Annotated in this window: 20 protein-coding genes; 10 read left to right on the top strand and 10 right to left on the bottom strand. The window is 73.0% G+C overall.

The genetic code is table 11. The annotated features are described in order from the left end of the window. Positions 1-69 precede the first annotated feature (69 nt). On the top strand, positions 70-1236 hold the full coding sequence (locus ACFYZF_RS14590) for a cytochrome P450 (RefSeq protein ID WP_387020054.1): 1167 nt from the start codon (positions 70-72) through the stop codon (positions 1234-1236). An 84-nt stretch (positions 1237-1320) separates the two neighbouring features. Here the strand turns inward: ACFYZF_RS14590 and ACFYZF_RS14595 are convergent, their stop codons facing one another. From ACFYZF_RS14595 to ACFYZF_RS14615, 5 genes are all read right to left on the bottom strand, one after another. Next, positions 1321-2157 carry a TylF/MycF/NovP-related O-methyltransferase gene (locus tag ACFYZF_RS14595; RefSeq protein ID WP_387020056.1) on the bottom strand — a complete coding sequence of 279 codons (837 nt, stop codon included), beginning with the start codon at positions 2155-2157 and terminating at the stop codon, positions 1321-1323. A 37-nt stretch (positions 2158-2194) separates the two neighbouring features. After that, the gene (locus tag ACFYZF_RS14600) at positions 2195-3142 is read right to left on the bottom strand and encodes an NAD-dependent epimerase/dehydratase family protein (RefSeq protein ID WP_387020059.1); all 948 of its coding nucleotides are present in this window, start codon (positions 3140-3142) and stop codon (positions 2195-2197) included. Beyond that, positions 3139-4401, bottom strand: coding sequence for a glycosyltransferase (locus ACFYZF_RS14605; protein ID WP_387020062.1), 1263 nt, complete (start codon positions 4399-4401; stop codon positions 3139-3141). Before ACFYZF_RS14605 ends, ACFYZF_RS14600 begins: the two co-directional genes overlap by 4 nt. A gap of 1 nt (position 4402) precedes the next feature. Next, positions 4403-5230, bottom strand: coding sequence for a class I SAM-dependent methyltransferase (locus ACFYZF_RS14610; protein ID WP_387020065.1), 828 nt, complete (start codon positions 5228-5230; stop codon positions 4403-4405). A gap of 454 nt (positions 5231-5684) precedes the next feature. Further along, positions 5685-6344: a hypothetical protein gene (locus tag ACFYZF_RS14615; RefSeq protein ID WP_387020068.1), complete on the bottom strand. Its 660-nt coding sequence runs from the start codon at positions 6342-6344 to the stop codon at positions 5685-5687. Positions 6345-6367: 23 nt separating this feature from the next. Between ACFYZF_RS14615 and ACFYZF_RS14620 the strand changes: the two genes are divergently transcribed. Both ACFYZF_RS14620 and ACFYZF_RS14625 read left to right on the top strand, forming a co-directional pair. Continuing rightward, a complete protein-coding gene (locus tag ACFYZF_RS14620) occupies positions 6368-6886 on the top strand; it encodes an acyl-CoA thioesterase (protein ID WP_387020071.1) in 519 nt (172 codons plus the stop codon). A gap of 196 nt (positions 6887-7082) precedes the next feature. Beyond that, positions 7083-9128 (top strand): acetoacetate--CoA ligase, encoded by a 2046-nt coding sequence (locus tag ACFYZF_RS14625; protein WP_387020074.1) that lies wholly within the window; start codon positions 7083-7085, stop codon positions 9126-9128. 50 nt (positions 9129-9178) lie between these two features. On the opposite strand, the gene ACFYZF_RS14630 is transcribed toward ACFYZF_RS14625, so the two are convergent. After that, positions 9179-9868, bottom strand: a complete 690-nt coding sequence (locus tag ACFYZF_RS14630; RefSeq protein WP_387020076.1) for a TIGR03089 family protein — start codon at positions 9866-9868, stop codon at positions 9179-9181. 151 nt (positions 9869-10019) lie between these two features. On the opposite strand from ACFYZF_RS14630, the gene ACFYZF_RS14635 reads away from it, so the two are divergent. After that, entirely contained in the window at positions 10020-11165 is a 1146-nt protein-coding gene (locus ACFYZF_RS14635; RefSeq protein ID WP_387020078.1) for a glycosyltransferase family 4 protein, read from the top strand. A 53-nt stretch (positions 11166-11218) separates the two neighbouring features. Then, complete coding sequence (locus ACFYZF_RS14640; RefSeq protein WP_387020081.1) at positions 11219-12310, top strand: mannose-1-phosphate guanylyltransferase; 1092 nt, start codon at positions 11219-11221, stop codon at positions 12308-12310. 55 nt (positions 12311-12365) lie between these two features. Here the strand turns inward: ACFYZF_RS14640 and ACFYZF_RS14645 are convergent, their stop codons facing one another. Next, positions 12366-12953 (bottom strand): NUDIX hydrolase, encoded by a 588-nt coding sequence (locus ACFYZF_RS14645; RefSeq protein WP_387020083.1) that lies wholly within the window; start codon positions 12951-12953, stop codon positions 12366-12368. Positions 12954-13023: 70 nt separating this feature from the next. On the opposite strand from ACFYZF_RS14645, the gene ACFYZF_RS14650 reads away from it, so the two are divergent. Then, positions 13024-14058 carry a hypothetical protein gene (locus tag ACFYZF_RS14650; RefSeq protein WP_387020085.1) on the top strand — a complete coding sequence of 345 codons (1035 nt, stop codon included), beginning with the start codon at positions 13024-13026 and terminating at the stop codon, positions 14056-14058. Positions 14059-14338: 280 nt separating this feature from the next. Beyond that, positions 14339-15334, top strand: a complete 996-nt coding sequence (locus tag ACFYZF_RS14655; protein ID WP_387020088.1) for a helix-turn-helix domain-containing protein — start codon at positions 14339-14341, stop codon at positions 15332-15334. A gap of 57 nt (positions 15335-15391) precedes the next feature. Here the strand turns inward: ACFYZF_RS14655 and ACFYZF_RS14660 are convergent, their stop codons facing one another. Together ACFYZF_RS14660 and cofD are read right to left on the bottom strand one after the other, a co-directional pair. Further along, on the bottom strand, positions 15392-16477 hold the full coding sequence (locus ACFYZF_RS14660; RefSeq protein WP_387020091.1) for a coenzyme F420-0:L-glutamate ligase: 1086 nt from the start codon (positions 16475-16477) through the stop codon (positions 15392-15394). Continuing rightward, positions 16474-17427, bottom strand: a complete 954-nt coding sequence (gene cofD, locus ACFYZF_RS14665; protein ID WP_387020093.1) for a 2-phospho-L-lactate transferase — start codon at positions 17425-17427, stop codon at positions 16474-16476. Before cofD ends, ACFYZF_RS14660 begins: the two co-directional genes overlap by 4 nt. Before the next feature lie 100 nt (positions 17428-17527). On the opposite strand from cofD, the gene ACFYZF_RS14670 reads away from it, so the two are divergent. The 3 genes from ACFYZF_RS14670 (at position 17528) to ACFYZF_RS14680 (ending at position 22239) form a co-directional block, all read left to right on the top strand. Then, a complete protein-coding gene (locus ACFYZF_RS14670) occupies positions 17528-18544 on the top strand; it encodes a hypothetical protein (RefSeq protein WP_387020096.1) in 1017 nt (338 codons plus the stop codon). Positions 18545-18733: 189 nt separating this feature from the next. Next, on the top strand, positions 18734-21349 hold the full coding sequence (locus tag ACFYZF_RS14675) for a bifunctional FO biosynthesis protein CofGH (RefSeq protein ID WP_387020099.1): 2616 nt from the start codon (positions 18734-18736) through the stop codon (positions 21347-21349). A 632-nt stretch (positions 21350-21981) separates the two neighbouring features. Further along, complete coding sequence (locus ACFYZF_RS14680) at positions 21982-22239, top strand: WhiB family transcriptional regulator (protein WP_007074725.1); 258 nt, start codon at positions 21982-21984, stop codon at positions 22237-22239. A gap of 100 nt (positions 22240-22339) precedes the next feature. On the opposite strand, the gene ACFYZF_RS14685 is transcribed toward ACFYZF_RS14680, so the two are convergent. Further along, on the bottom strand, positions 22340-22789 hold the full coding sequence (locus ACFYZF_RS14685) for a metallopeptidase family protein (protein WP_387020101.1): 450 nt from the start codon (positions 22787-22789) through the stop codon (positions 22340-22342). Between the last annotated feature and the right edge of the window lie 97 nt (positions 22790-22886).

Below are 22886 nucleotides of genomic sequence, written 5' to 3' on the forward strand. Positions count from 1 at the left end.
GCGCTCGCGGTTGCTGCGGCACCCGTATACCCGTTTCCCCCGGAGTGCCCCTTCCGGCTTCCTCCGGAGATGGCGCGCCTGCGCCGTACTGAACCGGTCGCCCGGGTCCAGCTCGCCAGCGGCGCACCCGCGTACCTGGTCACCAGCTATCGGCACGTCCGGATGGTGCTGAGCGACGAGCGGTTCAGCCGGCGTCCGGTGCGGGCTCGGGCAGTCGCCCCATCCGGTGGTCGTCCGACGGGCGGGAGCACCAACGGGGCACCCTCCTCCGCGCCGGCTCCGGTGTTCGACTTCGGACTGTTCATCGCCGACCAGGCGGACCACGCCCGCTGGCGTAGCCGCACCAACCAGGCGTTCAACGTCCGGCAGGCCGAGGCCATGCGGATCCGGGTCGGCGAGCTCGTCGAGGAGCTGCTCGACGGGTGCGAGGCGGCGCCCCGTCCGGTCGACCTGATGGACCGGTTCGCCTTCCGGCTGCCGCTGCGGGTGCTCTTCGCGCTCTTCGACGTGCCGGACCAGCTTCGCCCGGCGTTCGAGGCGTGGGCTCTGGCGATGCGGGCCGGTGGAGCGTCCATGGCCGCCTTCGGCGCGGCGATGGCCGGTCTGCACGGGGCCGCGGTCGAGCTGGTCCGCCACAGGCGAGGCCAGCTGGGCGAGGACCCGCTGTCCCAGATGATCGGGCAGTCCGGTGACCTGTCCGACGAGGAACTGGTCTCGACGGTGATGCTGCTGACCGTCGCCGGCTACGAGACCGTGGCGACGCAGCTCGGCAACGGGCTACTGGCCCTGTTCCAGCACCCCGCTGAGCTCGACCGGCTGCGCTCGGGCGGCGTCGCCGTCGACCTCGCCGTCGAGGAGATCCTCCGGTACGCCCAGTCCGGCACCGGATTCGCCGGTCTCCTCTACACCACGTGCGATGTGACGCTCGATGACGTCGTGGTCCCGGCCGGCGCGGCGGTGTTCATATCGCCCGACGCGGCCGGCCGGGACGAGCTGCGGCTGCCCGACCCGGAGCGGTTCGATCTGTCCCGGGGCGCGGCGAGCCACCACCTCGCGTTCGGCGCGGGGGCGCACTTCTGTCTGGGTGCGCCGTTGGCCCGCGTCGAGTTGCAGGAGGCTCTCGCCCGGCTGATGGCCCGGTTCCCGGGCCTGAGGCTGGTCCCGGCCGCGGCGGACGTCCCCATCGTCAGCAACCGGTTCAACCGGCTGCCCGCCGAGCTTCTGGTGACCTGGTGACCTGGACCGACCGGGGCCGCGGTCGGTGGCCCCGGTCGGTCCAGGGAGACCAAATGTCCTGGGTGCCGCGGTACGGCGACGGAGTCAGAAGCCCTTGCGCCAGTACACCCCACACCGGTCGATGGTGACCAGGTCCGGGGTCTGCTCACCGGAGGCCTTCAGGTAGTCGTGCACGGCCAGCCGGCACTCCTCAAGGAAGTGGTAGTCGTCCACGATGACGTAACCGCCGGGCGAGACCCTGGGGTACAGGTGCTCCAGGGTCGCGTACGTGGACGCGTAGAGGTCGTTGTCGACCCGCAGGACCGCCAGTTGTCGCACCGGGGCGGTGGGCAGGGTCTCGGCGAGCCAGCCGGGCAGTAACCGCACCTGCTCGTCGAGCAGTCCGTAGCGGCGGAAGTTCTCCCGTACCTCCTCCTCGGAGCCGCCCTTGAGGAACCGCGCCTTCATCGCCTCCGCCGCCTGCCGCTGCTCCTCGCGCTGCTCGCCGGCCAACTCCGGATAGACGTCACTCATCTGGTACCGCGCCTCGGCGGGGGGTGGCGGGAATCCCTGGAACGAGTCAGCCAGCCACACCGAGCGGTCGGTGACCCCGTACGCCTTGAGCACGCCTCGCAGGAAGATCATCGCGCCACCGCGACCCACCCCGGCCTCCAGGAAGTCGCCGGGGACCCGGTCGCGGAGCACCGTTTCGGTCAGCTCCCGGAGGTTGTCCAGTCGCGCGAACCCGACCATGGTGTGGGCCTCGCTGGGGCAGTCGAGACCGGCGGCCCGGGCCTCGGCGTCGAACTCGGCCTGCGGTACCCACGGCGGTGAGATCGGCGGGTCCTGGTAGATCGTGTTGGTCACGCAACGCTTGAGCAGGTCCAGGTATAGCTGCCTGGCGCCGCTGTCCGGCCCGTCTGGTGCTCTCAGTCCTGTCACGTTCGTTGTGCCTTTCCTGGTGGCCCGGATCGGTTTGTCAGACGCCTCGACGCAGACCGTTCGGCGCGGTCCAGTGCTCGCCCTCGGTCTTGATGAACCAGTCGACGGTCTCGGCGAGGCCGTCGGCCAGCCCACGCAGGGAGGCGGGCTCGATGCCTATGGAGCGCAGGGTCCCCGCGTCGGCCCGGACCGGCGTCGCCGGGTCCTCGCCGGGACGCATGGGCAGGTCGACGATGGGCACCCTGCCGAAGCCCCGTTCGGCCACGAGGTCGATGACTGTCTCCGCCGCGTGCCGGATGTTGTTCGACTCGGTGGGGCCCACCTCGAGCACGTCGACGATCCGGCCGGCCGCGGCGGCTTCCAGGGCCGAGACCAGGCTCCGTGCCACGTCCCCGACCCAGACCATGTCCGAGACCTGGTATCCGCCGCCGTACAGCTCCACCGGCATGCCCGACAACGCCCGGCACACCGCCGCCGGCGTGATCTTGCGGACCTTGCTCGGCCCGAACGGCGCCGCGGCGAGCTGGCGCGGACCGTAGGCGTTGACCACCCGCACGCAGTTGACCCGCGTACCGCGCTCGGAGTTGTACATCCGCACGAACCGCTCGACCGTGGTCTTGGTGATCGAGTAGCAGTTGTTCATCGTGTGGTTGCCCACGCAGATATAGACGCCAGGCAGGTTGTACTGCGCGATCGCCTCGAGAAAGTTCAGCCCGCCGAACGTGTTGGTCTCCGCCGCCGGCCTCGGATTGTGGATCGTCTCCTGGGTACCGAGGACGGCCGCCAGGTGGATGACGGCGTCGCAGTGCGCGGCGAGCTCGACCATCGCGGTCGCGTCGCGGACGTCGCCGAGCATCACCTCCCACGGGGGTGCCTGTGCCCGCCGCTGACGGTCGAAGGTGACCGGCTCGTGCCCCCGCTGTGCAAGTTCCTCGCACACGTAGGTGCCGATGAAGCCGCTTCCTCCGGTTACGCCGACCTTCATGAAAGTCCCTCCCGCACTCGACGGCTGACGATGCTCGGTCCGACCCTGGCTGAATGGCCAGGGCTGGTGACGAAGGCCAGCAGGTCGTCCGCCATCCGGTCCAGGGGCGGCAGGGCGTCCATGCGGCATCGCATGTCCTGGGCGCGACTGCGGTAGCCGGGGTCGCGCAGGACGGTGGAGACGGCCGTCCGCACCGCCGCCGCGGTGACCGAGGCGACGTCCAGCTCGACCGCCACCCCCAGGCGCGCGAGGCGGGCGGCGCTGGCCGGGTGATCCCCGAACAGGGGCAGGGCGATCATGGGCACACCCTCGCTGAACGCCTCCCGTACCCCGTTGAACCCGGCATGGGTGATGAACACGTCGCAGAGCGGCAGCAGAGCCCGTTGCGGTACGAACGACCGCAGGTGGACGTTGGCCGCCCGCGCTCCTGCCCACTGGTCCGGGTCGTAGTCCGACCCGATCGCCACCACACCCGTCACCGGCAGTTCACCCAGGGCTTCGATGACCGCGTTCAACACGGTGGTGGCCCGGGGGTCGAAGCGTGGAGCGTTCATCCCCAGACTCGCCAGGACGAGGGGGCGGTCGCCTGCGTACTCGGAGAGGCCGGCGGTGAGCTCGCGGTCCGCGCGTACGTCCAGCGAGGACGGGCGGTAGTAGTGCGCGCCGCTCCACCGCAGTTCCTCGGGGTAGAAGATCTCGGGGATCAGGCCTATCCGGAAGGGGCGTACGGCATGCCAGGGATCGTCCACCGCAGGCAGGTCGAACTCGGCCCGCAGCCGGTTGAGTTCCTGTAGCGCTCCGGGCCGGGCGCATGGTGACAACGGGGCGATGTCGACGGTTCCGCAGGGAACGTCGACGACTTCGGCCGCCACGTATCCGCCGAGTTCGGTGGAGTCGCGCAGTACGCAGTCGGGGCCCCACGCCCGGAGGGCGTCCACGATGTCCGCCGCCTGCCGGGCCGTTGCGGGGGTGATGAAGGGATGCGCCCGTGGCGCCGGTGGCCCGCCGGAGGGCAGGGGCCCCGGGCGTACGGTCGTCGCGACCGTACCGCCCGCGGCCGCTCGGGCGGCCACCATCTCGTCCATGGACATCAGGCTGGCCACGGGCAGGGCAGCGAAACCCGCCTGCTCGATGCGGTCGACCACGCTGGGGCCCGACACCACGGCGACCTCGTGTCCGGCGAGTCGGGCGACGCGCGCCGCCGACAGGACGCCCACCAGGTGGCTGGGGTTCGGGTGACTCGTCATTGCGACGCGCACGTCAGAAACCCACCATCGGCGCCGCGCCGGCACCGCCGCCGGAGTAGACCTTCGAGTACACCGCCCGCAGGCTGGCCGAGTATCTCTGCCAGGCATCCGCGGTCATCGTGACGCTGCTGGCCGCGTGTCGGCCGAGCAGGACGGAGCCCTTGACGTCGAGGTCGGGGCGGTCGGTGACCGCAGCCGTGACCTCCTCGCCGGTCAGGCCCGAGGGATCCCAGGTGGCGTAGAACTTGCCCTTGCTGAGGGCCAGGGGAATGAGGTCGCCGGTCAGGTACTGCTCCCAGAGCGCCATGGCGACACCCGGGATGTGTGCGCTCGACCAGTCGTCCACCACCACGACGCCGCCGGGGCCGAGTAGTCGCCTCGCGGTCTCGATGTCGGTGCGCGTCGCCTCGTACGTGTGCGCCCCGTCGATGTGCACGAGGCGGCAGGATCCGGCCGGCACGACATCGCTCAGGTCGGCCGAGGGTCGGGCGTGCACGGTCGGCAGTTGATCATGGAAACGCAGGTAGTTCTTTTCGAAGTCCCCCCGCTGAAGGCCGGGATAGAATGCGGCGTTCTCGCGGTGGTTCTCCTCGCTGACCGAGGCGTCGGAATCAAACAGGTCGCAGGCGATCAGCGTCTCTCCGGGGCGTGGGAAGAATCCCAGCAGAATTGCGCTCTTCCCTTTGTAGACGCCTATTTCGAGAATGTCGCCAGCATGACCCCGGCTCGCCTGGACGTCGTTGATCACGCAGAGGAGTTGGGCGTCCGTCGGATACAGCCAGCCCTGCACGTCGTCGTTGGCCGGATCGCCGATGAACTCCAGATATTCGGTCACGCTCATGTCAGGCACCGATTCCCGTCGCGACGACATTCCATGTGAACTGACGCGGTACACCCGGTCGTTCATCGCAGGACCGGGGAGCGGAAAGAGCCAGAATTGCCTTCCGCATGAGGGCGAAGTCTAAAAACGGGCATGTCGCCTGTCAACCGCCGCCGGTCAATATGCGATTCGTTCTGAAGCTCATTTAGAGCGGCGTTTTAACGGTGCTGTGTTCACTTCGGGTCGCCCCCGTCGCCACGAGCCCGTGCCGCCCCCGTCCCCGCGAGCCCGTGCCCGCAGGTCAGCGCCCTGCCGGGCAGGTTCGGCAGCCTCTGCCCGGCCCCGGCGTCGTCCTCGCCCGGGGTCACGGCCCTTCGTCCCTCTACGGTCGGCGGGCGGGCCGGTAGTCCGGCCCGCCCGCATCGTCACCCGATCCCGTCGTCGGCCGCCGCGCGGCGCGCGTACGGCCGGATCGTCACCGGATCTCGGTCGTGTCCTCCTCCGACCGGGTGGCGCCGCGCGGCGGCGCCGACCACGGTGACTCCCCGCCGGTGCGGCGCGGCAGCGGCTCGGTCGGCGTCGGGTCCGGGTAGCCGAGGCTCGGCGGGGTCGTGTCCCGGTCGGCCGCGCCGGCCGGCGGCCAGTCGGTCAGCGTGAATTCGTTGCGGTCCGGCCCCTCGGCGGGCGTCGGCGTCGGCTCGGCCACCGGTCGGGGCCACCGCCGCCAGCGCTGCCCGCTGAAGGTGGCCACGACCAGCAGCAGGCCGATCAGGAACAGCGTCCCGTTCGCCACCGGAACGTGCAGCGGCAGGGGGTCGCCGAAGACCTTCCAGCCGTCCGGGATGCGGTCGCGCACCTGGAAGGGTGAGACGAACATCCCCACGTACGGGGCGGCCAGCAGCAGTCCGGCCACGAGCGGGCCGAGCGGTGAGGTGCGCAGCGTGCCGAGCAGGCCGAGCAGGACCCCGCCGACGGCGAGGTATGCGGCGGGCTCGATGAGATTGGCCGAGTTGGACGTGCCGATCTCGACCCAACGGTCGACGGTGCGCCCCGACCCGTCCTGCCCGAGGGTGACCAGCACCCACGTGACGGGCGCCACCACCAACCCCGCGAGGAAGCTCCAGAGATGTCGCATCCGCGCACCGTACCGTTTTCGACATGACCGAGCACCTCTCCACCGCGCCAGCCGGCAAGCCGACCTCCTACTCCCGGGTCACCCTGAGCCGGATCATGACCGCCGTCGACGTCAACCTCTACGGCACGGTGCACGGCGGAGTGCTGATGAAGTTCATCGACGACGTGGCGGGGGCCGCCGCGGCCCGGCACAGCGGCGGTACGGCGGTCACCGCGGCCATCGACGAGATCGTCTTCACCGAGGCGGTCCGGGTCGGGGACCTGCTGCACGCGCACGCCCAGGTGAACTGGACCGGGCAGACCTCGATGGAGGTCGGGGTGCGGGTGGTGGCCGAGCGGTGGGACTCGGCCGAGAACGAGCCGGTCCGGGTGGCCACCGCATACCTCGTCTTCGTGGGCGTCGACCTCGGCGGGGCACCGCGGACGGTCCGGCCGGTGCTGCCGGAGAGCCCGGAGGACGAACGCCGGTTCCGGGAGGCGGAGATCCGCCGCGCCCACCGGCTCGCCCGCCGCCGCGCCATCCAGGCCCACCGAGCCGGCTGACAGGTGTGCGGAGTGCCCCTTCCTGCGCCGGAGACGTCAGGTAAGGGGCGCTGGCCCACGCCTGGCGGGGGTGGGGCATGTGGGGTCGGCACGTGCGCCGACGGGGGTCGGGCGCGGAGAATGGCGTTCTGAGGTAGGGCAAGATGGCGCACGGCCCACTTCACAGTGTCGTGCGGGGCCAGGGGAGAGTGGAACAGTGGGTGACGTGCTGTGGACGCCGCCGGCGGACGTACGCGAGCGGTCCCGGATCGGGAGCTACCTGCGCTGGCTGCGTGAGCACCGAGGGCTGGACTTCGCCGACTACGACGAGCTGTGGCGCTGGTCGGTCACGGACCTGGACGCGTTCTGGCGGTCGGTCTGGGATCACTTCGCGGTCGTCGCGCACACCCCGCCGACCGCGACCCTGGCCGACCGGGGCATGCCCGGCGCGCGGTGGTTCCCCGGCGCCACGCTCAACTACGCCGAGAACGTGCTGCGGATGCCGGGCCGGGCCGACGACGACGCCGTGGTGATCGCGCACGGTCAGACCCGGGCGCCGGTGACCCTGACCGCCGCCGAGCTGCGCGAGCAGGTCCGCCGGGTGGCCGCCGGGCTGCGCCGGCTGGGCGTCACCGCCGGTGACCGGGTAGCCGCCTACGCGCCCAACATCCCCGAGACGTACGTGCTGCTGCTCGCCACCGCCAGCCTCGGCGCGGTCTTCTCGTCCTGCGCCCCCGAGTTCGGCACCCGCAGCGTCACCGACCGGTGGCGGCAGATCGAGCCGAAGGTCCTCGTCGCCGTCGACGGCTACCGGTACGGCGACAAGCCCGTCGACCGGCGTGCCGAGGTGGCCGAGATCCGGGCCGCCCTGCCGTCGCTCCGGCACACCGTCGGCGTCACATACCTCGACCCGGCCGGGGCCGGCGGCCACGATTCGGCCCCCGCGCCTCTCGGCGGCGCTCCGGACCGAATGAAGGCCGTGCCCGAGGGCGCGGTCTCCTGGGCCGAGCTGGCCGCGCCGACCGACGAGCCGCTGGCCTTCGTCCCGGTGCCGTTCGACCACCCGCTGTACGTGCTCTACTCCTCCGGCACCACCGGGCTGCCCAAGCCGATCGTGCACGGCCACGGCGGCATCCTGCTGGAGCACCTGAAGATGCTGGCCCTGCACCACGACCTGGGCCCGTCGGACCGGTTCCTCTGGTTCACCACCACCGGCTGGATGATGTGGAATTTCCTGGTCTCCGGGCCGGCGGTGGGCGCGGCGATCGTGCTGTTCGACGGCAACCCGGCCCACCCCGACCTGGGCGGGCTGTGGCGACTGGCCGAGGAGACCGGCACCACGTACTTCGGCACCTCCGCGCCGTACCTACTGGCCTGCCGCAAGGCCGGGCTGGTGCCGAGGGAGATCGCCGACCTCTCCGCGCTGCGGGGGGTCGGCTCGACCGGCGCGCCGCTGCCCGCCGAGGGCTTCACCTGGGTGTACGCCAACGTCGGCGACGCCCTCCAGCTCCAGTCCCTCTCCGGCGGCACGGACGTGTGCACCGGCTTCGTCGGCGGGGTGCCCCTGCTGCCGGTGTACGCCGGGGAGATCACCTGCCGGGCCCTCGGGGCAAAGGTGGAGGCCCGCTCCGCCGACGGCACCCCGGTCGTCGGCGAGCTGGGCGAGCTGGTGATCACCGCGCCGATGCCGAGCATGCCGGTCGGGTTCTGGAACGACCCGGACGGCGCCCGCTACCGGGAGGCGTACTTCGACGTCTACCCGGGGGTGTGGCGGCACGGCGACTGGATCACCATCAACGACCGGGGCGGCTGCGTGATCACCGGCCGCTCCGACGCCACCCTCAACCGGGGCGGCGTCCGGCTCGGCACCGCCGAGTTCTACTCCGTCGTCGAGGGCCTGGACGAGGTCGTCGACTCGGTGGTGGTGCACCTGGAGGACGACGAGGGCGGCGCGGGGGAGCTGCTGCTGTTCGTGGTGCTCGCCGGGGGCCTGGAGCTGGACGACGACCTGCGCAAGAAGATCTGCCGCGAGCTGCGCACCGCGCTCTCGCCCCGGCACGTCCCCGACGAGATCCACCAGGTGCGGGCCGTCCCGCGCACCCTGTCGGCGAAGAAGCTGGAGGTCCCGGTGAAGAAGATCCTCACCGGCACCCCGGTCGACAACGCGGCGGCCAGGGGCGCACTGGCCAACCCGGAGTCCCTGACGGCCTTCGCCGCCTTCGCCCAGCGCCGCTCGGAGTCGGGCTCCCCGAGCCCCGCCTGACCCCGTAGATCATTCCAGGCCCCGGGGACCGGCGCACGCCACGGATCGGCTCAGGTCAGGGTCAGGGTGACCTTCTCCATGTCCGTGCGGGACTGGACGCGGGCCGGGTCGAGGTCGGCGCAGAGGACGACGGTGGCGCCGGCCATCAGCGGGGCCAGCAGCCAGTCGACCGGGTCGGGGTGGACGGCGGCGTCCAGCAGGACCCGGTCGCCCCGGGCGATGCCCAGCTCCGTCGCGCGGGTGGCCGCGCGGGCCAGCAGCTCCGCGTCCTGCGGCCCGCCCTTCGGGTACGGGGTGAAGTGGTCGCCGTGCGCCCGGACGGCGAGCACGTAGTCGGCGAAGCCGGCGGGCACCTGGCGCAGCGGCTGGGCGAACGGGGCGAGCGCGAGCACGTACCGCTCGCCGGCCGGCCAGGCATCCGCCTCGGCGACCCGGTCGACGGCGGCGAAGAGCACCTCGGCGGGGCCCGGGCCGCCGGCCACGGTCAGCCCCACCGACCAGCAGCCGAGCAGCACGGCGGCGGTCTGCCAGTGCGGGGGCAGCAGCACCGCGGCGGACTCGCCCGGCCCGGTGCCGATCTCGTCGACGAGCAGGTTGGCCGTCTTGGCCACCCAGTTGGCCAGCGTCGCGCCGGACAGTTCGGCGCGCTCGCCGGTGGCGTCGTCGTACCAGGTCAGCAGAGGGCGGGCGGGGTCGGGCGCGATCGCGTCGGTGAACACCAGGGCAATGTTGTCGGCCATCGGCGCGAACGATACGCCCCCCGCGCCCGTGCTCGTTGACATGGACAAGTCGGCGTACCGTCGGGTCGCAGTCAGCGCCCGGACCTGGCTCCGGCGTAGGCTTGCCCGGAGTGTTGTTCCCCACAAATTCGCCACTGCAAGGAGTTGCCTCGTGACCGCCGGCCGCCCGCCCCGCGTACTCATCGACGCCACGAGTGTCCCCGTCGACCGCGGTGGCGTCGGTCGATACGTCGACGGCCTGCTCGGCGCCCTCGGCAAGGTGTGCGGCCAGGGGGTCGACCTGGCCGTGGTCAGCCTCCGCACCGACCTTGAGCGGTACAGCCGGATGCTGCCCGGCGCGGAGATCGTCGCCGCCCCGGCCGCGGTGGCGCACCGGCCGGCCCGGCTCGCCTGGGAGCAGACCGGCCTGCCCCTGCTGGCCCAGCAGGTCGGCGCGCAGGTGCTGCACTCGCCGTTCTACACGTGTCCACTGCGGGCGGGTTGCCCGGTGACGGTGACCGTGCACGACGCGACGTTCTTCACCGAGCCGGAGCACTACGACAAGTCCCGCCGGACGTTCTTCCGCAGCGCGATCAAGACCTCGCTGCGCCGGGCCAGCCGGGTGATCGTGCCGAGCAAGGCCACCCGGGACGAGCTGATCCGCCTGCTCGACGCCGACCCGACCCGGATCGACGTCGCCTACCACGGGGTCGACCACGCAGCCTTCCACGCCCCGGGCGAGGAGGAGAAGGCCAGGGTCCGGGCCCGGCTGGGGCTCGGCGACAGCAGCTACATCGCCTTCCTCGGGGCGAAGGAGCCGCGCAAGAACGTCCCCAACCTGATCCGCGGCTGGGTCCGGGCGGTGGCCGACCGGGCCGACCCGCCGGCGCTGGTGATCGCGGGCGGCCAGGGGCACGACGACGACATCGACCGGGCGGTAGCCGAGGTGCCGTCACACCTGCGGCTGCTCCGCCCGGGTTACCTGCGCTACGGCGACCTGCCGGGCTTCCTCGGCGGGGCGCTGGTCGCCGCCTACCCGTCGTACGGTGAGGGCTTCGGCCTGCCGATCCTGGAGGCGATGGCCTGCGCCGCCCCGGTGCTGACCACCCCGCGGCTGTCGCTGCCGGAGGTCGGCGGCGACGCCGTCGCCTACACCAGCGAGGACCCGGCCCAGATCGCCACCGACCTGGTCGCCCTGCTGGACGACGAGCAACGCCGATTGTCGCTGGCCAAGGCCGGTTTCGACCGGGCCAAGGAGTTCACCTGGAAGTCCAGCGCCGAGGTGCACATCGCGGCGTGGAGCCGGGCCCGCGTCTGAGGCTTCGACCCGACGGTTCGTCCGTAGCGTGGCGGTTCGGGCATGATGTGCTGATGCTTTACGCCGTCATCCCGGCGGGCGGCAGCGGCACGAGGTTGTGGCCGTTGTCCCGTGCGGGCCATCCCAAGTTCCTCCACCCGCTTACCGGCACCCCCGCCTCCCTGCTCCAGGCGACCGTGGACCGGTTGGCCCCGCTGGCCACCCCGGAACGCACCCTGGTGGTCACCGGAGCCGCGCACGTCGCGGCGGTGGCGCGACAGCTTGCCGGCCTACCCGAGGAGAACATCCTCGTCGAGCCCTCACCCCGGGACTCCTGTGCGGCGATCGCCCTCGCCGCGGCGGTGATCGCGCTGCGCGAGCCGGACGCGGTGATGGGCTCCTTCGCCGCCGACCACCTGATCCGGGACGCCGACGCATGGGTGGCCACGGTCCGCGAGGCGGTACGTGGTGCCGAGCAGGGCCTGCTGATGACGGTGGGGATCACCCCCACCCGGGCCGAGACCGGGTACGGCTACCTGCACACCGGAGACCCGGTCGGGGACGGGCCGCTGCGGCCGGTGCGGGAGTTCAAGGAGAAGCCGGCCGCCGAGGTGGCGGAGGCGTACCTGCGTTCGGGGCACCACCTGTGGAACGCCAGCATGTTCGTCTGGCGGGTCGACGTGTTCCTGGCCGAGCTGGCCCGGCAGCAGCCGGCGCTGCACGCCGGGATCACCGCGATCGCCACCGCCTGGGGCACCCCGGAGCAGGACGACATCCTCGGCACGGTCTGGCCGACCCTGCCGAAGATCTCCGTCGACTACGCGGTGATGGAGGGCGCGGCGACCGCCGGCCGGGTGGCGACGGTCCCCGGCGACTTCGGCTGGAACGATGTCGGCGACTTCCACACCCTCGGCGACGTGCTCCCGGCCGACCCGGCGGGCAACGTGGTGCTCGGCGCGGACGCCGGACCGGGCGTGCTGCTGCGCGACAGCACAGGCCTGGTCGTGGTCCCGCAGTCCGGTCGGCTGGTGGCTGTGCTCGGCGTGCACGACCTGATCGTGGTCGACACCCCGGACGCGGTGCTGGTCTGCCCCCGCGACCGCGCCCAGGACGTGAAGGCTCTCGTCGACGAGCTGAAGGACCGGGGCGAGGAGAGCTACATCTGACCTTTCCGACCCGGGCGGCGGCCGGCCCGCCGCCCGGACCCGGGGCCAGCCCGGGTCAGCTGGTTCGGCGGCGCAGGGCGGCGAGGGCGGGGGCGACGAGCTGGGCGGTGCCGCCGGCCAGCGGCTCGGGCAGCCGGTCCGGGGGGAACCAGCCGAGCGCGTCGGACTCGTCGCTGACGCGCTCCGTCGCGCCCGGCGGGGCGAAGATTGCGAACCGCACGTCGTAGTGGAACGAAGCGCCCCGGCAGGACACGGGGTGGATGTCCACGTCGATCGGGACCGGGTCGACGACCAGGCCGGGAATGCCGGACTCCTCGCCCGCCTCGCGCAGCGCGGCCCCGGCCAGCGTCCGGTCGCCGGGTTCGCAGTGCCCGCCGAGCTGCACCCACCGGTGGAACTTGCCGTGCAGGCAGAGCAGGATCCGCTCGCCGGTGGCGTCGAAAACCAGCGCGCTCGCGGTGACGTGGCCGGCCCGGTGCTCCCGGCCCAGCGCCGCCGGCCCGCCGGCCAGCAGGTCGAGGGTGCGGTCCCGGGCCCGCCCGGCCGCCGCGCCGGTCGGCGTCCATCCGGCCAGCAGGGCCGTCGCGTCGGCGTGCAGGGCCGCGTACGCCCCGACGCCCGGGGAGCTGTCACGAGGGGTCACCAGGGGACTATTCGTCACATCTGACACGGTCACACTCTAGGCGCGTGCGTCCGCTGCCTACCCTTGCCCCGTGCCCCTGCGACTCGTCGAGTTCGTCGTCGCCGGCAACGAGGCCAGCGACCTGCTGCCGGTGCGCTCCCCGGCCCTGCTCGCCGCCCACCGTGCCCGGCGCGGCTTCTGGACCGTCCTCGACGAGGGGCCGGTCGAGCGCTGCCTGGCCCTGCTGCTCGAACACGAGGACGGCGGGTGGTCCGCCCGGCACGTGGACGCCGACGCCGGCCCGGAGAACGGCCGCACCGAGGACGGTGAGGCGCTGGCCCACCACGACGGCTGGGTGTACGTCTTCGGCTCCCACTTCGGGTCGAAGGGCGGCCCGCTGCGCCCGCGCCGGGCATTCGTGGCCCGGTTCCGCGAGGACGACGCCGCCGGCGGTCGCCTGCCGGTCCGGGTGGTGCGGAACCGGTTCCGGCTGCACCGCGCGGTCAACGACGCGCTGGCCGGGGCCGAGTTGGCCACCCTGCCGCCGGGGGATCGGGTGCGGGACCGGTTCATCGTCGAGACCGTCGCCCGGGGCACCGCCCGGGCCAAGGGCTGGGTGACCCGGCTCGCCGAGGGGGACCTGCCGCTCAACGTGGAGGCCGCCGCGTTCACCCCGGACGGCACCGCGCTGCTCGGGCTGCGCTTCCCGGTCACCGTCGACGGGGACCCGATCCTGGTCGAGGTGGCGGGGGTGCCCGAGATGTTCGAGGCGGGTGCCTGGCCGCGCGCCCTCGGGGCGTACGCGCTGACGGGGGTGACCCCGCCGGGGGCGTTGACCGGCTTCCGGGCGGTGACCCCCCGGCCCGACGGCGGCTACGCCGCGATCGTCGGCTCGATCGACGCGCTGGGCAAGGGCTCGGTGCTGCTGGACGACCACCCGCAGGGTGGGCACGTCACCTCGCGGCACGTGCGGTTCCGCCTGGAGAAGGCCGTGGGGCATCTGCTGCCGGCCGAGCTGGTGGCCGACCTGGCCCCGTTCCACCACGTGGAAGGGCTGGCCGAGGAGCACGGCCACTGCTGGTACGTCACGGACGAGAACCACCGGATCGCGCTCTGGATCGGCTGACCGCCCTCGCCGGGTGAGCGGCCGGGTGGCACCCCTGCGGAACAAGGGCCGCAGACCCTCGTGGTGCCGCCCGGCCGCCGGATCCTCCCCGGCCCCGGTGCCCCGGGCCGACGCCGAACGACGGACCGGCCCGTTGCGGGGCAAGCAGAGCATGCCGAAGTCGGGCCCGGGCCGTCGAGGTTTTTCAGTCCACGCTTAAAAATGGAGATAAGTGCCGTCCGGGTACAGTGCGAACGGTCAGCGGGCCCGCCCGCTGTCCACAGGCACGGGGAGCGCTCCAATGCTGAAGATCCACTTTTCCGCCGAGGACATCCTCCGTACCCGGGTCGCCCCGGGTGCAGACCCGCTCTGGGAACTGATCCTCAGCATGCACGTGCTCCAGGTGGGCCGCCAGGACCCGCTGACCTCAGGCTGGCGTCGCGGCGTCTCCCGGGAGCTGCGCCGGCACGCCGGCAAGGAGCACCTCCGGCTGCTGTTCGCGCTGAACCCGGGCTGGGGCTACTTCCCCGACTTCCTCACCCCGCACGACAGCGTGCAGGGCCTGGAGGCGGGGCTGGACGCGGTGCGGAGCACGCCCGCCCCGCAGTTGCACCGGGACCTCACCCGGGTGGTCGCGGAGAATCCCCTGCCCCCCTCGGCGGCGGCGCTGGCCCGGGGCGAGCCCGAGATGCTGCGCCACCTCACCGAGTCGATGGAGCAGTACCGGGCGCTGGCGCTCAGCCCGTACTGGTCGCGCATCCAGGCCGCGGTGGAGGCGGACCGGAAGCGGCGGGCCCGGTCCCTGCTGGACCGGGGCGTCGAGGGGCTGCTGGCCAGCCTCCGCCCGATGGCCCGGTGGGAGTCGGGGGTGCTGGAGATCCACGGCTACCCGAACAGCCGGGAGCTGCACCTGGACGGCCGGGGCCTGCTGCTGGTGCCGTCGTTCTTCTGCGCCGGTGTTCCGGTGGCGCTGCTCGACCCGGCGCTGCCGCCGGTGCTGGTCTACCCGGTGGACCGGCTGGGCGGGCTGGCCCCCGCTCCCGGCGAGGGCGGCGCGACCGGCAGCGGCCGGGAGGCGCTGGCCGCCCTGCTCGGCCGGACCCGGGCTGCGGTGCTGGAGGCCACCGGCGAGGGGCGCACCACCGGCGAGGTGGCCCGCCGCCTGCGCATCTCCCCGGCCGCGGCGAGTCAGCACGCCACCGTGCTGCGCAACGCCGGCCTGCTGGTCAGCCACCGGGACCGCAACACGGTGCTGCACACCCTCACCCCGCTGGGCCGCGCCATCCTCGACGCCTGAGCGGACCGCCACCCGCCAGCGGCAAGGACCACGCGTCAGCGCGGTGCTGGCCGGGTGTCAGAGGGCGAGCGCGGCGCTGGCCGTGCTGCCGGTCGGCGGCGGCAGCAGCGCCGACGGGACCCCCTCGGCGGCCAGCGCGGTGCGCAGTCGTTGCAGGTCCGTGCCGAGACGCACCAGGTCTGCGGGGTCGACCGGGGCGGGCAACTCGCCGAGCACCAGGTCGGTGGCCTGCTCCGGCCAGCGGGGCACGGCGGCGACCAGTACGGCGCGTACCTCGTCGTCGGTGACGTGGGTGAACATCGTGCCGGGTGCGACCATGCCAGCCACCGCGGCGATCGCCCGCCGCACGGCGGCCGGGTCGGCCCTGGCCTCGCCCGGGCCGTCCGGCAGCACCGCGGCGGCGGCGAGCCCGGCCGCCATCGCCTCGGTGGTGCCGAGCGAGAAGAGGTCCAGCTCGGCGTCGCGGACCAGCTCCCGGGCGCCGACGTCGTCGTCCCGGGTGGCCGTGAGGTAGCCGCGGACCACCGCGACCGGCACCTGGTCGCATTTGCCCTTGATCAGCTCCCCGGCACCGGCCAGCTCGTCCACCACGGCCATCTCGGTGAGCTGGAGCTCGTTGCCGTACGGGTCGACCTCGCCCCGGTGGTCGCGGATCGCCGGCATGCCGGCCACCCCGAGCGCCACGTCGGTGAGCCCGTTGCGCCAGGGCCGGCCCATCGTGTCGCTGACGATCACCGCGACGTCCAGGTCGTAGCGCTCGCGCAGGGCCGCCCGCAGGGCCCGCGCCGAGGCGTCCGGATCCTCCGGGAGCAGCACCAGCCGGGTCTTGTCGACGTTCGAGGCGTCGATCCCGGCGGAGGCCATCACGAAGCCGTGGTGGGTCTGCACGATCCGGGTCGCCCCCCGGGTGGCCACCACCCGGGCGGTCTCCGCCGCCAGCACCTCGTCCCGGGCGGCCAGCCGCTCCGGCCCGTCGGCCGGCACGTCCACCAGCCTTCCCTCGGCCTTGGAGACGATCTTGCTGGTGACCACCAGCACGTCGCCGTCGTGCAGCCAGGGCGCGGCGGTCGCGATCAGCGCCGCCAGGTCGTCGCCCTCGGTCACGTCGCCGATGCCCAGCACCGGCAGAATCTCTAGCCTCACACCAGCTCCAATGCGGCCCGGACCATCGCCGCCGTCGACGCCTCGTCCGTCATGAGCAACGGCACCGCCCGGACCGTCACGTCCGGCACCACGGTGTCGGCGTCCTCGGGTGCCACGAGCCAGCCGTCCAGCAGGCCACCGGAGGACCGGCTCCCGTACAGCCCACCCACGCCGGCGGCGCTGCACTCGACGCCGACCACGGCCAGGCAACGGTCGGCCATCCCGCGCACCGCCGCGCCGCCGATGATCGGGGAGAAGCCGACCACCGGGGCCGGCCCGTCCGTGACCGCCTCCCGCAGCCCCGGCACGGCCAGCACCGGGGCGACGCTCACCACCGGGTTGCTCGGTGCGACCAGCACCACGTCGGCCGAGGCGATCGCGTCCACCACGCCGGGCGCGGGCTTCGCGGTCTCCGCGCCGACGAAGACGAACCGGTGGGTCGGTACGTCCGCCCGGTGCCGCACCCACCACTCCTGGAAGTGGATCGCCCGCTGGCCACCGCCGTCGGGATCGTCCACCACGACGTGCGTCTCCAGCCGGTCGTCGGTCGCCGGCAGCAGACGTACGCCGGGCTGCCAGCGGGTGGCCAGCGCCTCGGTGACCGCCGACAGCGGATACCCGCCGGTCAGCATGGTGGTGCGGACGAGGTGGGTGGCGATGTCCTTGTCGCCCAGCCCGAACCAGGTCGGCTCGGCCCCGTACGCGGCCAGCTCCGACTTCACTGTCCAGGTCTCGCCGACCCGCCCCCAGCCCCGCTCGGGGTCGGCGCCGCCGCCGAGCGTGTACATGACGCTGTCCAGGTCGGGGCAGACCTTCAGCCCGTGCAGGTAGAGGTCGTCGCCGACATTGACCACGGCGGTCACCTCGGCCCCCACCTCGCGGGCGTACGCCCGGACGCCGAGCAGGAATCGGGCGCCCCCGATGCCGCCGGTCAGAACGACGATTCGCATGGCGTCCATCCTTCCGCACGCCCCGCCCCGAGGGCGCGGGTGCCAGGGGAGACTAGGCTCACGTCGGCAACTGTCCGTTACCGCCTCCTAGGGGGAGTTCGTGACCAGCCCCGCCGAGCCCGCGTCCGGTGACACGGCGCCCGCGCCCCACCCCGTCACCCCGGCCCGCCAACTCACCAATCCGCTACGCGAGCTGATCGCGTTCGTCCTGCTCGGCGCAAACGCCGTGCTGCTTTTCGTCGGCCTCGTCCGGCTGATCGCCCCGACCGACTACAGCACCTTCTACAGCCGGGCGGGCAGCAGCTTCTTCTCGTTCGCCGGGCTGGAGGCGACCGTGCTGCCGGTGCTGGCCGTGCTGCTCGCCACGCACGTCGCCCCGGTGGCGTCCCGAGCCAAGCTCATCACCCAGGTGGCGTTGGGCCAGTACGCCTTCGGCGCCCTGCTCGGCGCGCTCACCCTGCTGATCTGGACGGTGGACCGGCTGGCCAAGGCGGAGGTGCTCGACGCGTTCCTCGGCCTGCTCACCCGGATCGCCTGGCTGGCGATCTTCGCGACCGTCGCGTTCGTGGTGGTCCGGGTCTGGCGTGCCCTCTACTTCAGCCCGAAGCCCAAGCCGGCCCCGGGCGTGTACGGGCAGCCGCAGCCCGGCTGGCCGCAGCATCCGGGTCAGCCCGGCCCGCAGGGCGGCTGGGCCCCCCAGGGGCAGCAGGCCGGCTACCCGGCCCCCAACCAGCCCAACCAGCCCGGCGGACAGTTCGGCCAGTACGGTCAGCCGGGCCAGCCCGGTCCGGCCGCCGGCCAGTATGGCCAGCCCGGCCAGCAGACCACGTCGTTCGCCCCGGCCCCGCAGTCGGCGCCGCCGTTCACCCCGCCGTACTCGGCGCCGCCGCAGTCGGCGCCGCCGTTCACCCCGCCGCAGTCGGCGCCGCCGTACTCGGCACCGCCGTTCACCCCGCCCCAGTCGGCGCCGTCGTTCACCCCGCCGCCGCCGTTCGGCCAGCCGCCGTCGGCCGACCCGACCCAGGCCATCCCGCGTCAGTCCACCGAGGCGGGTGCGCCCGACGGGCAGCAGGACTCCGACAGCGACCGCACCCAGCGCTTCCACCGCGAGGACTGAACCGCCGCAGCCCTCCGGGTGCATCTGTTGTGTGGGAATGACAACAGATGCACCCGGAGGCCCGGGTGAACCCGCCCCCAGGACCCGGGCTGCGAGGAGCTCCCGTGCCGGCGGCCCGGTTGCTCCGCCGGGTAAGGGTGGGCACGCGGACGGTAGCGGCGTTCGTGAACCAGCGCATAGGCTGGACGGATGGTTGATCGCACGGAGTCGGGGCCCACCGCGATGAGCATCGAACGGGCGCTGCGCCGAGTCGGGTCCGGGCGGGCGCTGGACGTCGACGAGGCCACCGCGCTGCTCGCCGCCCGGGGCCCGGCCCTGGACGAACTGCTCCGCGTCGCCGGTGACATCCGCGACGCCGGCCTGCGCGAGGCCGGCCGCCCCGGCGTGGTCACCTTTTCCAAGAAGGTCTTCATCCCGTTGACCCGGCTGTGCCGGGACCGCTGCCACTACTGCACCTTCGCCACGGTCCCGCACCGCCTGCCGGCCGCGTTCCTCGACCGGGACGAGGTGCTGGCCATCGCCCGCGAGGGCGCCGCCCAGGGCTGCAAGGAGGCGCTGTTCACCCTGGGCGACCGGCCCGAGGAGCGCTGGCCGGCGGCCCGGGAGTGGCTGGACGAGCGGGGCTACGACTCCACTCTCGACTACCTGCGCGCCTGCGCGGTGGCGGTGCTGGAGGAGACCGGGCTGCTGCCGCACCTCAACCCGGGCGTGCTCTCCTGGTCGGAGTTGCAGCGGCTCAAGCCGGTCGCGCCGAGCATGGGGATGATGCTGGAGACCACGGCCACCCGGCTCTGGTCGGAGCCGGGCGGTCCGCACTACGGCTCACCCGACAAGGAGCCGGCGGTCCGGCTGAGGGTGCTCGACGACGCCGGCCGGGTCGGCGTGCCGTTCACCACCGGCATCCTGATCGGCATCGGCGAGACCCCGGCGGAGCGGGTGGACGCGATCTTCGCGATCCGCCGCGCGCAGCGCGGGTACGGCCACCTCCAGGAGGTGATCGTGCAGAACTTCCGGGCCAAGCCGGACACGGCGATGCGCGGCATGCCCGACGCCGAGCTGCACGACCTGGCCGCCACGGTCGCGGTGGCCCGGGTGCTGCTCGGGCCGAAGGCCCGCATCCAGGCCCCGCCGAATCTCATCGCGGGGGAGTACGACCTGCTGCTGCGCGCCGGCATCGACGACTGGGGCGGGGTCTCGCCGGTCACCCCGGACCACGTCAACCCGGAGCGCCCCTGGCCGCAGCTCGACGAGCTGGCCCGGCGCACCGCGCAGGCCGGCTTCACGCTGCGCGAGCGGCTGACGATCTACCCCGAGTACGTCCGGGCCGGCGACCCGTGGCTGGACCCGCGCCTGCTGCCGCACGTGTCGGCGTTGGCTGATCCGGCCACCGGGCTCGCGGTCGAGGAGGCCCGCCCGGTGGGCCGTCCCTGGCAGGAGCCGGAGGAGGTCTTCGGCGGCGGCCGGACCGACCTGCACGCCACCATCGACACCACCGGCCGCGCCGACGACCGGCGCGGCGACTTCGACAGCGTCTACGGCGACTGGTCGGAGGTGGCCCTCCAGGCCGACGCCAGCCTCGCGGGGGCGCCCCGGCCCCGGCCCGCCCCCGCCGGGGCGGCCCAGGCCGACGCGGGCCCCGGTGCGCCGGGCCCGGCCGGGGGCGGCGCTGCCCTGGGGGCGACCGCCGGCTCGGGCGACGCCGACCTGCGTGCCGGGCTGCGGCTGGCCGCCGACGACCCGGCGGCGCTGCTCGACCCCCGGCACACCGACGCGGCCCTGGCGCTGTTCGCCGCAGACGGCCCGGCGCTGGACCGGCTCTGCCGGCTCGCCGACGACGTGCGCCGGGACACCGTCGGCGACGACGTCACCTACGTCGTAAACCGCAACATCAACTTCAGCAACGTCTGCTACGTGGGCTGCCGGTTCTGCGCCTTCGCCCAGCGCGAACGCGACGCCGACGCGTACCGGCTCTCCGTCGACCAGGTCGCCGACCGGGCCGAGGAGGCGTGGGCCGTCGGGGCCACCGAGGTCTGCCTCCAGGGCGGCATCGACCCCAAGCTGCCGGTCACCGGGTACGCGGACCTGATCCGGGCGATCAAGGCCCGGGTGCCGGGGATGCACGTGCACGCCTTCTCCCCGATGGAGATCGTCACGGCGGCGGCGAAGGCCGGCGTGCCGGTACGGGAGTGGCTCACCGGGCTGCGCGAGGCCGGCCTGGACACCATCCCGGGCACCGCTGCCGAGATCCTCGACGACGAGGTGCGCTGGGTGCTCACCAAGGGCAAGTTGCCGGCCGCCGCCTGGGTCGACGTGGTCAGCACGGCCCACGAGCTGGGCATCCGGTCCAGTTCCACGATGATGTACGGCCACGTCGACCATCCCGGGCAGTGGCTGGCCCACTTCCGGGTGTTGGCCGGGGTGCAGGACCGCACCGGCGGTTTCACCGAGTTCGTCGCGCTGCCGTTCATCCATACCAACGCCCCGATCTACCTTGCGGGGATCGCTCGTCCCGGCCCGACCTGGCGGGAGAACCGGGTGGTGCACGCGATGTCCCGGCTGCTGCTGCACGGCCGGATCGCCAACATCCAGTGCTCCTGGGTGAAGCTCGGCGACGAGGGCACGGTGGCGATGCTCAACGGGGGCTGCAACGACCTGGGCGGCACCCTGATGGAGGAGACGATCTCCCGGATGGCCGGTTCGGGCAACGGCTCCGCACGGAGCGAGGAGCAGTTGCGGGGCATTGCCACGGCGGCCGGGCGGCCGGCCCGCAAGCGGACGACCGCGTACGGCCACCCCCGGCCGTAGCGTCGAGGGACGACGCTCTCCACAGTGCCGTTCACCACGTCCTGCCAGTGGGCGTCTATACCGTCTGATGGGACATGGGCACACCATCGACACGATGGCCTTCGTCGGTGGCTCGGTGGCTGATTTGCCCGAACGAGCAGGGAATCAGGGGCCCTGCACTGATCCTCCGATCAGGGTCGACCGCCGCGCTCCGTCCACGATGTGGACGGGGCAGGGTCGGCGGTCCCGGCTCGACGGGCGATCACGGCCGAGGCGCGTTAACCTGTCCCCCACCAAGATCAGCATCGTGGTGGGGCACCCCGTCGGGGCCGCCGTCGGCGTATCCGGTGGTGTCGGTCGGTGGGCCGCCACGGCAGAAAACTCGGGCAACTCGCCGAGGAGGGCGTTACTCGTCCGGGGTCTGAATCGATAGGGCAGGTTGCGAGGTCGGGCGGCCGGAGCGGTCGCCCGTGGCGTGTCGGGAGGACGACTCCATTATCAAGTCCGGCTTGACGGCGCACGTATTACACGCGTGTAATTTGAATGGGGTTGTTCGCACGGAACGCAACAAATCGGAACCGTACGGACAAGCACGCCTTTGCGTGGGGGGTTGCAGCGGCGACGAGCCGGTGCGCGACAAGGAGGCATCTTAGATGGACGGCCAGCTCGAGGTGGCCGACCTGCTCGGGAACGCACCGGAGTGGCAGGAGCAGGCACTCTGCTCCCAGACCGATCCGGAGGCGTTCTTCCCCGAGAAGGGCGGCTCGACCCGCGAGGCGAAGCGGATCTGCTCGCGGTGCGAGGTCAAGACCGAATGCCTGGAATACGCTCTTGGCCACGACGAGAGGTTCGGAATCTGGGGTGGGCTCTCGGAACGAGAGCGGCGCAAGCTCAAGCGGCGGGCCGCCTGAGCGTTGCCGGGCCGGGGCGGTGGGGGCCGCCCGGCTCAGGCAGTCGGCCCGGAATGGTGGGGGTCACCCCGCGAGGCCCGTGGCCCGGCGACGGGTGGGCTCAGGCCAGCTCGTCCGGGTCGACCCCGAGCAGGTTCGCCACCTGCTCGATGATCACGTCGTGCACCAGGTCGGCCAGGTCCTCCCGGTCCATGGCCCGGAACTCCAGCGGACGGCGGTAGAGCACGATCCGCGGCGGCACCTCCTGCTGGCCGGGGCGGCCGGGCAGCAGCCGGGCGAGCGGCACCTCGCCGTCCTCCAGCACGTCGGAGTCGTACACGTTGAGGTCCGGCGGCACGTCCTCCACCGCGAACTCGACGCCGGCCAGCTCCTTCGCGAACCGTCGTTCCAGGGTCTCCACGGTGTCCAGCACGAGATCGTCGAAGACCTCGGCCTTGGTCCGGGCCAGCGGCACCGTCGCCGGCACCAGCCGCCCACGCAGGCCCCGCCCGTGCCGGTCACGGTGGGCGCGCCGGCCGGAGCCGGGGCGGCGGTGTTCCGGACTGGTCATGCGCTACAGGGTAGCCCGGCGCGCGGCCCGGCCCCCGGCTGTGTCGCTCCTGCGGCGCGCCGTCCCCGCCCGGCCACTGTCCTGCTCGTCGGATGTT

It is taken from the genome of Micromonospora sp. NPDC001898, assembly GCF_042891255.1.
GTDB lineage: Bacteria > Actinomycetota > Actinomycetes > Mycobacteriales > Micromonosporaceae > Micromonospora.

Coding starts and splice junctions, on each gene's coding strand:
- ACFYZF_RS14590 (WP_387020054.1), top strand. CDS start 70: ATGGCGCGCCTGCGCCGTACTGAACCGGTCGCCCGGGTCCAGCTCGCC.
- ACFYZF_RS14600 (WP_387020059.1), bottom strand. CDS start 3,142: ATGAAGGTCGGCGTAACCGGAGGAAGCGGCTTCATCGGCACCTACGTG.
- ACFYZF_RS14610 (WP_387020065.1), bottom strand. CDS start 5,230: ATGAGCGTGACCGAATATCTGGAGTTCATCGGCGATCCGGCCAACGAC.
- ACFYZF_RS14615 (WP_387020068.1), bottom strand. CDS start 6,344: ATGCGACATCTCTGGAGCTTCCTCGCGGGGTTGGTGGTGGCGCCCGTC.
- ACFYZF_RS14620 (WP_387020071.1), top strand. CDS start 6,368: ATGACCGAGCACCTCTCCACCGCGCCAGCCGGCAAGCCGACCTCCTAC.
- ACFYZF_RS14630 (WP_387020076.1), bottom strand. CDS start 9,868: ATGGCCGACAACATTGCCCTGGTGTTCACCGACGCGATCGCGCCCGAC.
- ACFYZF_RS14640 (WP_387020081.1), top strand. CDS start 11,219: ATGCTTTACGCCGTCATCCCGGCGGGCGGCAGCGGCACGAGGTTGTGG.
- ACFYZF_RS14655 (WP_387020088.1), top strand. CDS start 14,339: ATGCTGAAGATCCACTTTTCCGCCGAGGACATCCTCCGTACCCGGGTC.
- cofD (WP_387020093.1), bottom strand. CDS start 17,427: ATGCGAATCGTCGTTCTGACCGGCGGCATCGGGGGCGCCCGATTCCTG.
- ACFYZF_RS14675 (WP_387020099.1), top strand. CDS start 18,734: ATGGTTGATCGCACGGAGTCGGGGCCCACCGCGATGAGCATCGAACGG.
- ACFYZF_RS14680 (WP_007074725.1), top strand. CDS start 21,982: ATGGACGGCCAGCTCGAGGTGGCCGACCTGCTCGGGAACGCACCGGAG.
- ACFYZF_RS14685 (WP_387020101.1), bottom strand. CDS start 22,789: ATGACCAGTCCGGAACACCGCCGCCCCGGCTCCGGCCGGCGCGCCCAC.